At 43.5% G+C, this 14451-nt stretch carries 16 protein-coding genes; 4 read left to right on the forward strand and 12 right to left on the reverse strand.

What is annotated here, in order from left to right; translation table 11 throughout:
* Positions 1–13: 13 nt before the first annotated feature.
* The 4 genes from AC5FX4_RS16445 to AC5FX4_RS16460 form a co-directional block, all read right to left on the reverse strand.
* Complete coding sequence (locus AC5FX4_RS16445) at positions 14–196, reverse strand: hypothetical protein (RefSeq protein WP_493607408.1); 183 nt, start codon at positions 194–196, stop codon at positions 14–16.
* A gap of 106 nt (positions 197–302) precedes the next feature.
* A complete protein-coding gene (locus AC5FX4_RS16450; RefSeq protein WP_493607409.1) occupies positions 303–1433 on the reverse strand; it encodes a sodium ion-translocating decarboxylase subunit beta in 1131 nt (376 codons plus the stop codon).
* 10 nt (positions 1434–1443) lie between these two features.
* Positions 1444–3231 carry a sodium-extruding oxaloacetate decarboxylase subunit alpha gene (gene oadA, locus AC5FX4_RS16455; RefSeq protein WP_493607410.1) on the reverse strand — a complete coding sequence of 596 codons (1788 nt, stop codon included), beginning with the start codon at positions 3229–3231 and terminating at the stop codon, positions 1444–1446.
* Positions 3232–3243: 12 nt separating this feature from the next.
* The gene (locus AC5FX4_RS16460) at positions 3244–3483 is read right to left on the reverse strand and encodes an OadG family transporter subunit (protein ID WP_493607411.1); all 240 of its coding nucleotides are present in this window, start codon (positions 3481–3483) and stop codon (positions 3244–3246) included.
* Between the two features lie 403 nt (positions 3484–3886).
* Here AC5FX4_RS16460 and AC5FX4_RS16465 point away from each other — a divergent pair, with 403 nt between their 5' ends.
* Positions 3887–4351, forward strand: a complete 465-nt coding sequence (locus AC5FX4_RS16465; protein WP_493607412.1) for a YcxB family protein — start codon at positions 3887–3889, stop codon at positions 4349–4351.
* A gap of 37 nt (positions 4352–4388) precedes the next feature.
* Here AC5FX4_RS16465 and csrA read toward each other — a convergent pair whose 3' ends face one another.
* From csrA to AC5FX4_RS16500, 7 genes are all read right to left on the reverse strand, one after another.
* Positions 4389–4580, reverse strand: coding sequence for a carbon storage regulator CsrA (gene csrA / locus AC5FX4_RS16470; protein WP_493607413.1), 192 nt, complete (start codon positions 4578–4580; stop codon positions 4389–4391).
* Between the two features lie 102 nt (positions 4581–4682).
* A complete protein-coding gene (locus tag AC5FX4_RS16475; RefSeq protein WP_493607414.1) occupies positions 4683–5885 on the reverse strand; it encodes an aspartate kinase in 1203 nt (400 codons plus the stop codon).
* Between the two features lie 3 nt (positions 5886–5888).
* Positions 5889–8492, reverse strand: a complete 2604-nt coding sequence (alaS, locus tag AC5FX4_RS16480; protein ID WP_493607415.1) for an alanine--tRNA ligase — start codon at positions 8490–8492, stop codon at positions 5889–5891.
* Positions 8493–8496: 4 nt separating this feature from the next.
* A complete protein-coding gene (locus AC5FX4_RS16485) occupies positions 8497–8961 on the reverse strand; it encodes a regulatory protein RecX (protein WP_493607416.1) in 465 nt (154 codons plus the stop codon).
* Positions 8961–9758, reverse strand: coding sequence for a BPSS1780 family membrane protein (locus tag AC5FX4_RS16490; RefSeq protein ID WP_493607417.1), 798 nt, complete (start codon positions 9756–9758; stop codon positions 8961–8963). The genes AC5FX4_RS16485 and AC5FX4_RS16490 overlap by 1 nt, the downstream gene beginning before the upstream one ends.
* A 96-nt stretch (positions 9759–9854) precedes the next feature.
* On the reverse strand, positions 9855–10481 hold the full coding sequence (locus AC5FX4_RS16495; protein WP_493607418.1) for a GTP cyclohydrolase II: 627 nt from the start codon (positions 10479–10481) through the stop codon (positions 9855–9857).
* A gap of 107 nt (positions 10482–10588) precedes the next feature.
* The gene (locus AC5FX4_RS16500) at positions 10589–11095 is read right to left on the reverse strand and encodes a DUF3087 domain-containing protein (protein ID WP_493607419.1); all 507 of its coding nucleotides are present in this window, start codon (positions 11093–11095) and stop codon (positions 10589–10591) included.
* 128 nt (positions 11096–11223) lie between these two features.
* Here AC5FX4_RS16500 and AC5FX4_RS16505 point away from each other — a divergent pair, with 128 nt between their 5' ends.
* From AC5FX4_RS16505 to AC5FX4_RS16515, 3 genes are read left to right on the forward strand one after another with little or no spacing between them, the layout of a single operon-like run.
* Positions 11224–11856 (forward strand): energy transducer TonB, encoded by a 633-nt coding sequence (locus tag AC5FX4_RS16505; RefSeq protein ID WP_493607420.1) that lies wholly within the window; start codon positions 11224–11226, stop codon positions 11854–11856.
* Between the two features lie 36 nt (positions 11857–11892).
* Positions 11893–12438, forward strand: coding sequence for an RNA polymerase sigma factor (locus tag AC5FX4_RS16510; protein WP_493607421.1), 546 nt, complete (start codon positions 11893–11895; stop codon positions 12436–12438).
* Positions 12431–13024, forward strand: coding sequence for a hypothetical protein (locus tag AC5FX4_RS16515; protein ID WP_493607422.1), 594 nt, complete (start codon positions 12431–12433; stop codon positions 13022–13024). Before AC5FX4_RS16510 ends, AC5FX4_RS16515 begins: the two co-directional genes overlap by 8 nt.
* Here the strand turns inward: AC5FX4_RS16515 and AC5FX4_RS16520 are convergent.
* Positions 13021–14397 (reverse strand): Na+/H+ antiporter NhaC family protein, encoded by a 1377-nt coding sequence (locus AC5FX4_RS16520; RefSeq protein WP_493607423.1) that lies wholly within the window; start codon positions 14395–14397, stop codon positions 13021–13023. The two genes, AC5FX4_RS16515 and AC5FX4_RS16520, sit on opposite strands and share 4 nt — an antisense overlap.
* Positions 14398–14451 lie beyond the last annotated feature (54 nt).

The following is a 14451-nucleotide window of genomic DNA, read 5'->3' on the forward strand; positions in this document are numbered from 1 at the left end:
GCGTCTTCAGCCTCTACCCTTCATACCACATCATATAAAGTAGTTTGATCACCAAAGATATCATGACCAAAGGTAAAACATACTTACCGTAACGCTGCATTTTATGCAGCCCAAGTCGATGCTGATACCGTTCTAATAACGGCACGAGGATAAGTAGCGCCACAAGCAAAGACACTAAAATAATAATCACATTCATAGGCATATCACAGCTTTCTTTGTTTGTGTTGTTATACCATGAACAATTCACATAAAAAAAGCGCAGCTTTCGCTGCGCTGACGGTTGGGATCAGTCGAAGGGTTAACTATCCAACAAGGGCAAGTAATATACCCGCAGCCACAGCACTACCAAGTACCCCAGCAACATTCGGGCCCATGGCATGCATCAATAAAAAGTTGTGTGGATTGGCTTCTAAACCCACTTTGTTGACCACACGCGCAGCCATCGGTACCGCCGATACACCAGCAGCACCCACCAACGGATTGATTGGGTTACTCGACAGTCGGTTCATCGCCTTAGCCATAAACACGCCCGATGCCGTACCAATGCCAAAAGCCAAAGCGCCAAGTACCAAAATGCCAATCGTTTCGACGGTCAAAAATTTATCGGCCGCCAGTTTAGAGCCAACAGCTAGGCCTAAAAAGATAGTAGTGATGTTAATCAACTCATTCTGAGCTGTATTGCTTAATCTATCGACCACGCCACTTTCACGCATCAAATTACCTAAACAGAACATACCAACCAAAGGGGTGGCAGCCGGTAAGAATAAAATCGTGAGACTAAGCACCACTAAAGGAAATAGGATTTTTTCTTTTTTTGATACATGACGAAGCTGTGGCATTTCAATGTTACGCTCTTCTTCAGAGGTCAGCGCTTTCATGATCGGCGGCTGAATGATGGGTACCAGTGCCATGTATGAATACGCCGCTACGGCAATTGCCCCCAATAGTTCGGGCGCGAGTTTTGACGCCAAGAAGATAGCCGTTGGCCCGTCCGCACCACCAATAATCGCAATAGCCGATGCATCTTTAAGGGTAAATTCAAACCCAGGTACAAAGTTCAACGCGATAGCACCAAACAAGGTCGCAAAAATACCAAATTGTGCAGCCGCGCCAAGCAACAACATACGTGGGTTTGCTATCAACGCACTAAAATCAGTCAGCGCGCCAACGCCCATAAATATGAGCAAAGGAAACACACCACTATCAATACCAATGTAATAAACGTAATACAGTAACCCGCCAGGATCTGCCAAACCTGCCACAGGAATATTGGTCAAAATGGCACCAAAACCAATGGGTACCAATAACAAAGGCTCAAAACCTCGCGCTATTGCCAAGTAAAGCAGGCCACAACCCACAGCCATCATAATGAGTGCAGGCAAGGTAAAATTGGCAAGCCCCGTCGCTTGCCATAAATTTAATATCCCTTCCATTATGCTACTCCTAAGCCAACTCTAAAATGGCTTCGCCTGACGACACAGAGTCACCTTCTCTAACCAGCACTTGTGATACTCGACCAGAGTGCGTCGCGCGCACTTCTGTTTCCATCTTCATCGCTTCCATGATAAGTACCACATCACCTTTCTCGACTTGATCACCCGCTTTGGCTTTAATTTTAAAAATGTTGCCAGCAAGTGGCGCATTCAACGTTTCACTAGAAGTCACTGACGCTGATTGAGGGATCAGTTCACTGTCTTTTACTTTGACTTCTTGTAATTCACCACCCGGTGCGACCACAACGTCATACACTTTACCATCTACTTGCACGCTGTAACGCTCAGTGGTCGCACTCGACTTAGGCGCGCTGCTCGAACCTGTCTTGCTTTGCTCAGACGCTTGTTTGACGAGGCTTGGTTTTGGCTCAAATGCCTCTGGGTTGTTTCTATTTTTAAGGAACTTCAAACCGACTTGCGGGAACAGCGCATAAGTAAGCACGTCATCGATTTGTTCGTCAGCAAGCTCAATGCCATCATCTTTGGCTTGTTTAACCAGCTCACTCTCCAATACCCCTAATTCAGGGCTGAGTAAATCCGCTGGGCGACAGGTAATGGCCTGTGCTCCTTCGAGTACTTTTAGTTGCAACTGTTTATTCACCGGTGCTGGCGTCGCACCATATTCACCTTTTAAAACGCCTGCGGTCTCTTTGGTAATGGTTTTATAACGTTCGCCGGTTAATACGTTTAATACCGCCTGAGTACCCACAATTTGTGAAGTAGGTGTCACCAAAGGTAAAAAACCTAAGTCTTCACGAACGCTTGGGATCTCTTTTAATACGTCGTCTAACTTGTCTTGTGCACCTTGCTCTTTCAATTGGTTTTCCATGTTGGTCAACATGCCGCCAGGTACTTGTGCTAACAAAATACGACCATCAACCCCTTTTAAGCTCCCTTCAAAAGCGGCATATTTTTTACGAACTTCTCTGAAGTAGCTCGCAATATTCTCCAGCTCAGCTAGATTAAGGCCAGTATCTCGAGCTGTTCCCTCTGTGATCGCCACCATGGTTTCAGTCGCACTATGTCCATAGGTCATACTCATTGATGAGATAGCGGTATCGAGCATATCGATTCCTGCATCAATGGCTTTTTGATAAGTTGCAGTGCTTAGCCCCGTTGTCGCATGGCATTGCATCGCAATAGGTACCGACACGGTGCTCTTTAATCCACTGATCAACTGCTCCGCTTCGTAAGGTTTCAATAAGCCAGCCATGTCCTTAATACAAATAGAATGGCAACCCATTTGTTCGAGCTTTTTCGCCTGTTCAAGCCACATATCTAAAGTATGAACCGGGCTGACCGTGTAAGAAATGGTACCTTGGGCATGCGCCCCCACTTTAATCGCCGCTTTAATCGCAGTTTCTAGGTTGCGAATATCATTCATCGCGTCAAAAATACGGAACACATCAACACCATTGTGATGTGCTCTTTGCACAAATTTCTCAACCACATCATCAGCGTAGTGACGGTACCCGAGCAGGTTTTGGCCACGTAATAGCATTTGCTGTTTGGTATTTGGCATTGCTTCTTTTAAAGCGCGAATGCGGTGCCACGGATCTTCTCCAATATATCGAATACAGGCGTCAAATGTAGCCCCGCCCCATGATTCGACCGACCAGTATCCGACTTTATCAAGTTGCTCTGCAATGGGTAGCATATCTTCTAAGCGCATACGTGTTGCAAGCAACGATTGGTGAGCATCTCTTAGAACCAGCTCTGTAAGTTTGAGTTGCGACATATTTGACCTCTGTTATTTTTTTGTTCTGTATTGAGTGATGGCGGCACTGATTGCTGCAATGTGTGCGCTTGAAACATCGTTAGCAGCAGGACGAGGCGTTCGCTTCACTGCTTGCTCATTGGTTGGCTCGTCACCAGCAAACCTCGCTAATTTCTGCACAACAAAAATGAGAATCGACAAAAATACAAACACACCAACCATGCCTGTTAGCATTAGGTTGGCTGCTTGCAATAGTAAACTTGCTATATCCATCCTGCTCTCCCCTCACGTGCTTATGTAAAACACGCCTGATTAATCATTTTTTATAAATATTTATGCACCATCATAACAAAACATCATGACATGTAAATAACATTGTAAATTGGTATTACCAAATGAAAAGTTCTGATTCATTTCATTTAGTTACATTAAAAACGATCGTAAAAATCACATTTCAAAGACATAAATATGAAAAATATTCAGAATAGCAATGCGCTATACCAGTAAAAATAGAACATAAAGAGCAGAATAAAGAATAAAATGTTAACAACGAAAATGGTCTGACCAAATCAATGTTTGCATATTATATTTTAATGAGTTTCGCATCGCAGTGCACTGTTATAAGTATTGCAATAAGCTACAATAGCAGGCGTTTACAACAGCTATGGAGCCGTGCATGTTTACCGAAAAGTTTACTTTAGACAAAGCGTACTTTCGGGAATGTTTTGAAGAATCGTTGCCATACAGCAACGAGGTAAAACCAAAATATCCATTATTAGTATTTTTAATATTACTGTCACTCGTCTCTTGGTTTGTGCTAAATAATGGCTATCTAGCTAGCTTTTTAATCTTGGTTGCAACGCTTGAATTGATTGCCTTTTATTATCAAAAACCTTGGTGGGTGGCTAGACAAATGTTGAGTCGAGCATCGGGTAGTTTAGTCACGCTACACTTTGACGAACAAGGCATCAAAGCGGTTAACCCTTACAAAGAATATGCATTCTCTTGGCCGGAAATTACAGAGGCCCATGCAACATCACGCGGTATTGTGTTAAAGACAAACAAAGGGATGCAGTATGTCTCAAAAAGCGCGTTAAGTGATGAAGCACTAGCGTTTATTTATCTGAAGGCAAAAATATAGCCACTGAAGTGGCTATATTTATCGAATCTGAGGGTGGCTACATGTTGCCGGCAGAAGGATTTGATTTTTCTGCTTGAATACGCATGTAGATTTCTTCGCGATGCACTGATACATCTTTTGGTGCATTTACACCAATGCGCACTTGGTTACCTTTTACGCCTAGTACTGTGACTGTAACTTCGTCACCAATCATCAGGGTTTCACCTACTCGACGAGTTAGTATTAGCATTCTCTTGCTCCTGTATTCCAATAATTAAAAGATTCCGCGTCTTCGCCATTTTAATGAAAAGTGAACATAAAAGTAAGCAAAAAAACCTATAAACCATGCACTTTACGTCAAAAATATTACATGCAAACACTGCAAAGCTTGCTGTAACTGCATTTCAGTGACTAATACTGAAGCTTTTATTTCAGCGGTCGTCATTAGCATTGGATAAATATTTTCATATGCTAACGCGCCAAGCACCATTGCCAATACCTCTGGGTGCGACTTTATCCCCAATCCCACAATAGACACTTTTGCTACCTGATGCTGATACTTTAAGTCACGGATAGCATTGATAAATGGCTGAGACTGCAATAACTCTAAAACAGCCAAGTGGTCATTGCTACTCACTGTAAAAGCATAGTCCAAAATATCCGCTTGGCGACAAGATTGCTGCACCATATCAATTTCTATGTGAGATTTTGCCAATGCGAGTAAAATTTGGCTAAAACAGCATTTATCGGTTGCGCTAAATTGATAATAAACAACATCCTGCTGAGCAGTGATACCCGTCACTAAATTTTGCGACATGCATTCATCCTTATAACTGATCAAGGTGCCATGATCCGGGTTAAAACTCGATAAGACTCGAAGCGGTACTTGGTATCGACCAGCTGCCTCGACGGAGCGCAGATGCAGTACCTTTGCGCCTAAGCTCGCCATCTCAAGCATTTCAGGAAATGATATGTGAGATAACCGCCGCGCATCCTTAACCATTCTTGGGTCAGCGGTGTAAACACCATCTACATCTGTATAGATTTGGCATTCATCCGCTTGTAAAACACCCGCTATTTCAACTGCGGTGGTGTCTGTCCCCCCTCTTCCCAAAGTGGTGATGTTATCCTCACTATCACGCCCCTGAAAACCTGCGATAATCGCAATGCGATTATGTTCAAGCTCTTGACGTAAACGTGCTGTGTCAATATGTTCAATGCGCGCTCGGCCAAACAGGTTGTTGGTGTGAATAGAGATCTGATCAGCCAATAGACTGACAGCGGAATGGCCACGCTTAATAATCGCCATAGCAAGTAAAGCAATACTGACTTGTTCACCCGTACTTAGCAGAACATCCAGCTCGCGTGAACTTGGATTTGAGTCTATCTGCTTGGCCAAGTCTATCAAACGATTTGTTTCGCCAGACATGGCTGAAACCACAACGACGACCTGATGACCTTGCTGTTGGGTGTGAATGATATGTTCGGCGACCGCTTCGATCCGTTCAATTGAACCGACCGAAGTGCCACCGAATTTTTGTACGATTAACGCCACGGATTACTGAGTTTTCTCAGCAACCCATTGATTTACACTTGCAAGTGCGGCATCTAGATTTTCTGGCTCAGAGCCACCCGCCTGTGCCATATCAGGACGACCACCGCCCTTACCACCGACTTGTGCAGCCATGTGATTAACAAGCTCTCCCGCTTTAACTTTGCCAACTAAATCTTTCGTCACGCCCGCGATCAAACTGACTTTATCGCCATCAGCAACGCCTAGCGCAATCACACCTGAACCCATCTTGTTCTTCAGGTCATCAACCATACCACGCAATGCTTTTGACTCGGTACCCGCTACGTTTGCAACGAGTAGCTTGATGCCATTCACATCAACTGCTGACTCAAGAAGTGACGCGCCTGCAGCACTTGCTAACTTGTCATTCAGTTGTGCAATTTGCTTTTCAAGGCCTTTATTTTTCTCAAGTAGTGACGCGACTTTTTCAAGTACGTTTGCGCTATCACCTTTCACTAGCGCTGCGATTTGTGCAAGTTGCTGTTCTTGTTCAGCCACATAGTTCACCGCTTCAACACCAGTTACCGCTTCAATACGACGAACGCCAGCCGCAATACCGCCTTCAGATACAATCTTGAATAGGCCAATATCACCTGCGCGATTCACGTGCGTACCACCACATAGTTCAATTGAGTACTCACCAATTGATACGACGCGTACTTCATCATCGTATTTTTCGCCAAACAGCGCCATTGCGCCTTTTTCTTTAGCGGCATCAATGTCCATTAGCTCGGTGTTCAGCGCAAAGTTACTGCGGATCTGCGCGTTAACCATATCTTCCACTTCGCGAAGCTGTTGCTTAGTCACACCTTCAAAATGAGAGAAGTCAAAACGTAAGCGATCAGGCATGACCAAGGAGCCTTTTTGCGCAACATGCTCACCAAGCACTTGACGAAGTGCTTCATGAACTAAGTGCGTTGCGGTGTGGTTTTTCTTAATGCTATCGCGACGTGCCGCATCAATACGGGCATCCACTTTTTCATTAATGCTAATACGGCCATTCGCTGTACCAAGGTGTGCAAATGCGTTACCCAATTTTGTGGTATCGCTCACAACAAACGCACCATTAGCCACTTTTAGCTCACCCGTGTCACCCACCTGGCCACCAGACTCAGCATAGAATGGGGTGCGATCAAGTACTACAATACCTTGTTGACCATCTTCTAGCACGGAAACCGCTTTACCTTCGTGGAACAACTCAACCACAGTGCCTGTGTAATGCTCAGCGTCATAGCCCTTAAAGTCAGTTGTTTTTTCTGATTTCAACTGCTCGTTGTAATCTGCACCGAACTTACCTGCCTGCTGCGCAGTTTTACGCTGAACTTCCATACACTCTTGGAAGCCCTGCTCATCGATTGTCATGAAACGCTCACGAGCAACATCGGCAGTTAAATCAGCTGGGAAGCCGTAAGTATCGTAAAGTTTGAATACTAACTCACCAGGGATCACATCGCCTTTAATATCAGCCAAGCTTTCTTCTAAAATAGCCAAGCCACGGTCAAGTGTTTTACCAAACTGTTCTTCTTCGATACGCAGAACTTTTTCGATGATAGCTTGTTGCTTAGCAAGTTCAGGGTACGCTTCACCCATTTGCTCAATCAGTGCAGCAACTAGTTTGTAGAAGAATGCACCTTTGGCACCTAGCTTATTACCATGGCGTACCGCACGACGAATAATACGACGCAGTACATAACCACGGCCTTCATTAGATGGCATCACACCGTCTGATACCAAAAACGCACATGAACGAATGTGGTCGGCAACAACGCGTAGTGATTTGTCTTCTAAGTCTTGAGCATTGGTCACTTCTGCTGCGGCTTTGATCAAGCCTTGGAATAAGTCGATTTCGTAGTTTGAGTGTACGCCTTGCATAATGGCAGAAATACGCTCAAGACCCATACCTGTATCTACCGACTGCTTTGGCAAAGGTTCCATTGTGCCATCTGCATGACGGTTGTATTGCATGAATACTAGGTTCCAGATCTCAATAAAACGGTCGCCATCTTCTTCAGGCGTGCCCGGACGGCCACCCCAAATATGTTCACCGTGATCGTAGAAAATCTCAGAGCAAGGACCACATGGACCGGTATCACCCATTGACCAGAAGTTGTCATTGGTGTCGATACGAATAATCTTATCTTCCTCTAACCCAATGTCTTTATTCCAAAAATCAAACGCTTCGTCATCTGTGTGATACACAGTTACAAGTAGCTTTTCTTTTGGTAGTTGCAGAACTTCTGTTAAAAATTCCCATGCAAACTTGATTGCATCTTTTTTGAAATAATCGCCAAAGCTAAAGTTACCTAACATTTCAAAAAAAGTATGGTGACGAGCCGTATAACCAACATTTTCTAAATCATTATGCTTACCACCTGCACGCACACAACGCTGTGAGCTGGTTGCTCGTGAATATGGGCGGCTTTCTGCACCCAAGAAAACATCTTTAAATTGCACCATACCCGCATTGTTAAATAACAATGTGGCATCGTTGCCCGGGATCAATGAGCTTGAAGGCACAACTTGGTGTTGTTGTTTGGCAAAGTAGTCTAAAAACGCTTGCCTGATCTGTGCGGTAGTCATGTGCTGCATGTGATTATTCACCCATTTTTGCTGCTTGCATTGCATAATCTATTTCGTCATAGCTAAAGCCACGATACATCATGTAACGTACGCGCTTTGCTTTATCTTTGTAATCGAGTTTTTCCGGGGTCGAAGTGTACTTTCGAATGTATGCTTCTAGTGCCAACTCAAACCAGTCAATTTCTTGGTTCTCAATAAGCTGCATAAGGAGGGCTCGATCAACCCCTTTATTCCCCGCTTCGGCTAACACTCTATTGAGTCCTAGCCCTTTGTTGATTTGTCTTCTTAAAAAACTCTCACAATACCGATTCTCATCGATATAGCCAAGTGATTCACACCTCGCGAGTAGCTGTTCAATAAATTCGTCATCAGCCTGCTTAGCTTTGAGTTTTTGTGTGAGTTCTTTTTTTGAGTACTCTTGTCGACCTAACAACCAAAGTACGTAATTCTTCAGCTTTTGCTTGTCACTCTCTTCCATTAAGCGTCAAAGCGTCCTGATGATACCTGCGTTTGTTGTGCTTGTTCACCATCTTCTTTCGCCTTTGGCTGCTCGCGCATAAAAATCGCCTGATATGAGACAAAGAAGCTAATATAGGCAATCGGCATAATCACCAATAATGGCAACATACTCAGCGGTACGGAAGCAATCATAAGTAACATGATCAGTAAGCTGTATACGCTAAGCGGTGCCATGTTGACAAAAAATACCTGTAACGATTGTTTTAGCGCTTTCAAAATACGTGTTTCACCTTGGAAAAACACAATTGGCAATGCATACGCAAATGCCATGATGTTCAACGAGTGGGAAACAATAAAAATAGCCAGATCAGTGAATGAGATACTCGCAAAAATTGCTTCTAATAAGCGTTCTGGAGATTGCTCAGGTGTCGCATTTTGCATAATTGCAAACGCTTCTTCAAACAGTATGCCAGCCCCCCAAGTAAGCAAAATCACCACACCCAGTTGATAAAGGCCTAGACGAAATAGGTTAAGTCGTCGCCCTTTGGCAGAAAACGCAGCCAAAATACTGGCAAGTGAAATGACTTGGCCTTGCTGTTTGCTCAGCACAGCTAAATAAAAACCCGCAGTAAGAAAAGGAGCAGCAAACGCAGCGAGTAGCTGAAGTGGCGGCATAACCAGTGGGATCAATGCAACCACCACCATAAATATATGCATAAAAATAAAAGTAAACGGCTGTGTTTTAAATATTTCCCAACCTGCTTTTAACCACTGCACGCCCATGGCAGCTTTAAAGACTTTAAAGTTTGCAGACATATCCACTCTACATTAATAAAAACACTGTGATTATACCGATTAGAACGCAAAATGCGACCAACAGGCCGCACTTTAAAACAGCTTTAATATTGGCTGTTAATCGTCTTTCGATATCTTCTTAATATCCAGCATATGTGAGCCATGTTTCACCTTCGTTTCTAGGTAGCTTCGATTACCCACATGGCCCGATTTAATATGTGCTTGTGTCCCGACAACCGTTTCAACCTCAATGCCGGAATCGCGCAGTGCTTTCAGCTTATTAGGGTTGTTAGTCATCAGCTTAACTTTATCCAAACCCAATGCCTTGAGCATCAGAACCGCGTCAGAAAAATCACGTAAGTCATCCGCAAAACCGAGGTGGTTGTTTGCTTCGTAAGTGTTCATACCCTGCGACTGCAACACATAAGCATCAATTTTGTTATACAAACCGATGCCGCGACCTTCTTGACGCAAATAGAGTAAAACGCCACCTTCTTTATGCATGCTCTCTATACATTCGTTCAGTTGTTCACCACAATCACAACGCGAAGAGTGAAACACGTCACCGGTTAAGCACTCTGAGTGCATTCGTATCAAAGGCGTCGATTGCGCTTTGTCTGCTTGATTAAAAATAAGCGCAACATGCTCTTGCCCATCTTCAAGGCCACTAAAAGAAACTATTTCTGCAGGGATATGACTATGCTGTCCTACATTCAGCTGAACTCTCGCTCTTACTTCTGCCACGACTAAATAAAGACCTTAAATATATATAAATGTTACAATATCACATTATATTGTGAATATCATAGATATGGTGATTAAATTGCCAAAAAACAAGTCACCTCAGTGACTCAATAGTTTTTCAATACCGCTTCATCATAGTTTGCAATATCAAGCTTAACCTGATGTTTTGCAGCTAACGTATCAAGGCTTGCTTGCCAAATACTTAAATCATCCAATGTGATAGTATTGTCGTCTAACTCCCACAATTGCTTTGAACCTGTGTAACTAAACTGTATGGCTAGCATGGCATCTATGTCACCTTGCTCAGCCGCTTTTTTCAATTTAGCCATTTTACGGGTAATTTTATTGAGCGATTGCTTCAGATCCCAAACATAGCTTACTTCATGCATAAATGGGTGATGACGATATTTTTTAAGCGTTGCACCAATCGCAATGACACTCACCACAACGCCCAACAGATTCCAATGAAAATGACTGCCATCTTGATCAGGAAACAAGGCGATCAAAGCCTGCGCAATACCTAAACTGCCCACGGTCAAAGACACGACACAAGCGGCAATAACTTTATTTAAATGATTTCGATAACGTGCTTTATCGATTTTTTGTAACTGCATAATACCACCCTACTAAACGCTGCCTTATTGTACCGCGAAAGCAGTAATAAAAAAATTTTTAAAATTTTCACCCCTTTTGGTTTTTTCTTTCGTTGTAGTAGATAAAGAAACATAAAAAGGAGCGCGCTATGCTTGCCATAGAATTGCAAAAAGAAAACATCAACTATGTGAAATTAACCAGCGCGGCGTTTGGTGGTGCGATAATGACGGGGGCTGCATTTGTATTTATGCATTATTTGATTTCACAAGACAGTGTACGTATTCCTGACCCACGCCCCGTTGAAGTGATAGAAATTGCGCAACCAAAAGAAGACTCTCCAGTTCAAGAGATCAAAAAGCTGCCAGAACCACCCAAGGTCAGTCCGCCACCGCCGCGCACACTTACTCAAGTAACCGAGGCGCCAGGGCTAACTAACTTAAACACATTCAGTATTGAGGTACCCACGACAAAAGTCAGCATGGGCAACACTTTTGGTATACCATCGCAAGGAGATGCCACCCCAATTGTGCGCAGTGAACCGAGTTATCCGGTGACGGCAGCAAGAGATGGTGTTGAAGGTTGGGTAGAGTTGTCTTTTTCAATTTCACCTTCAGGAGAGGTCACGAATGTTGAAGTGGTAAATGCCGAACCAAAGCGCACCTTCAATCGCGCAGCAACCAATGCATTAAGACGTTGGAAATACCGTCCAAAAATAGTGGATGGCAAAGCGGTAATGCAAAATAATCAAAGTGTTGTGTTAGAGTTTAAGCTTGCACAGTAAAGAATATAGGGGCTTTGCCCCTTTGGAGATATGCCTATGCTAATAGCTTTAAAATCGTGGCTAAATATCACCAATGAGCAAGACGATCTCCTTCTGGCGTATAAAACGACTGGCAAAACACGTTATTTGGAAATCTTGGTTGATACATATAGCCAAGATCTTTTCCACTTTTTACGCAGTCACAGCGACGCTGAACTTGCCAAAGACTTATGCCAAAAAACTTGGCTAAAAACCATGGAAAAAAGTCATCTATATCAACAACAGCAAACCCCAAAAGCCTGGCTATTTACTGTTGCCCGTAATTTACTGATTGATGAGCTACGCAAACAAAAGCACTTTATTGAGTTAGATGAGCAGTGTACAGCGAGTGCTCATTTTGAGTATGAAGAGCCTACCCACTCATTGAGCGAAGCAATGGCACAGCTACCATTTTTACAAAAAGAAGCACTATCACTTCAGCTTGAAGGTTTTAGTCTAAATGAAATCGCAGATATCACACATTGCAATGCTGAAACTATCAAAACGCGACTTCGCTATGCAAAAACTCAGCTCAAACAGTGTATTGGAGCAGATCATGAATAAAGAGCAACAACTGCAACAACAGCTCAAACTTGAATACGAAGCGCAAAAGCGTCAGCAGCCTTTGACTAACGCTGAGCTGAACGATTTTAAATCCGTGTTCAAAACACATAAGGCTCAATCGCTTTTACCTCGATTGCAATGGGTGTGTGCATGCATGGCTGCGGCATTTCTATGTCATTTTGTGTTCACAACTTACCAAAGTGAACCACTGCCCCTTTATACGCTAGAGTTAGATCAGTTTAATCATATTGAGAAACACGAGCTACACCATGGCCAGTACCAACGCGCTTTTATCACCCGTAAAGCGCAGCTAGATGATGCGTTAGCCACATCGCAAAATATGCTTGATCAGATCCATGGTAACCGAGGTAGGTTAATCCAAATTGCAAATAACACTTGGTTCATTGCCGACTGCAAAGAAAAGCTATTACTTGAAGTGAGCGCTGACATTGTAAAACAAGTGACGGACAAACAAAGTTTCGACAATGCCACCCAGGGCGTTTTAATCGCTTTTGATAGAAATGAAAAAGGGCAGCTTGTTCATATTGCTACCCTTAAAAATAATCAATCAACTCAGTGTGGTTAGATCATAATCACACTGGCGACAAAAAAGCATATGAGTGACAAGCCGCCACCGACTAATGCATAAGGAAGCTGTGTTTTAACATGGGTTAGCAAATCACATCCTGATGCCAACGCCGATACAGCGCTCGTATCAGAGATGGGTGAGCAGTGATCACCAAAAATCCCGCCACTCAGAATCGCCCCCACTACCAAAGCAGGCGGCAGGCCTAAAGCTTGAATGAGTGGCACACCAATGGGGATCAAAATAGCAAATGTGCCCCAAGAAGTGCCTGTGGTAAACGACATAATCGCCCCAGCCAAAAACAAGACAGGTACGATAAAATAAATAGGTAAGTAATCACCAACGATTGATGCCACAAATACGCCTGTTCCCAACGCTTTTAAGCTTGCACCCAGAGTAAGCGACAACAATACAATACTGACCAGCGGCAATAACTCGCCCATGCCCTTAAAGCCAATATCAACTAACTCGTGGTGATTAAAGCGTTTATCCAATAGCAATAAAAAGTAAGCCACAGCGAGGGCTAAAATGGTGGCATAGAGCACCGACTTTGAACCACTGCCATTAGCCAATACGCCATCGCCAGTCCAAAACATAAATGCAATCATTGAGCCTATGAGCGTCAAAAGAGGCAGTAACATAAAGCGTGCTTTGGTGGCTTTTGGCCCCGCATCCAGTTCTAATTGCTGTTTTTCTAACTGCGCTTCTGCCAACTTCATTGGACCATGCACTTTGTCAAAAACAATAGTGTACAGCACTATCAACAAGGCAATAATGGCGTAGAAGTTAAACGGTACACTACTCCAAAGCACACTCACAGCGCTTTGCTCTAGCTCATAGTTACTTAACAGACCAAGCACATAAGCGCCCCAGCCATTGAGTAAAATTAAAATACAGACCGGCGCGCTGGTGCTATCGATAATGTAAGCTAACCGCGCTCTACTCATTTTAAATTTATCGAATAATCCCCGCGACACGATACCAGAGGTAAGCACACTCATATTGGACTCAATAAATACGGCGGTGCCTGTAAACATGGTTAATAAACCAACCTGCCGCTTACTTTTCGCAACACCTTTATTCATCAACACGTTAACAGTGGCAGCAACCCCGCCCGACTCACGAATGTAAGCAAGCAATGCCCCAATAATTAAGCTAAACAGCAGTATTCTGCTATTTCCTGCCGAGGTCACCACATCAACAATGCGTTCAATACTATTGACAGGTGTCATTAAAAGTTGACTATTTCCGTGTTGCATAAGCAACAAAAATTCTGAAGAAATGAGCGCAAGTAGGAGTGCGAGAATCACTTCCTTACGCCAAAACACCACCAATATCGCAATTAATGGTGGCAAAATTGAATACCAACTCATACATTCCCTTACAGCATCGCCGCTTAGTCATTATTTATAAAGGCTTAGTAGCTT

Source organism: Pseudoalteromonas sp. ATL1 (genome assembly GCF_058933015.1).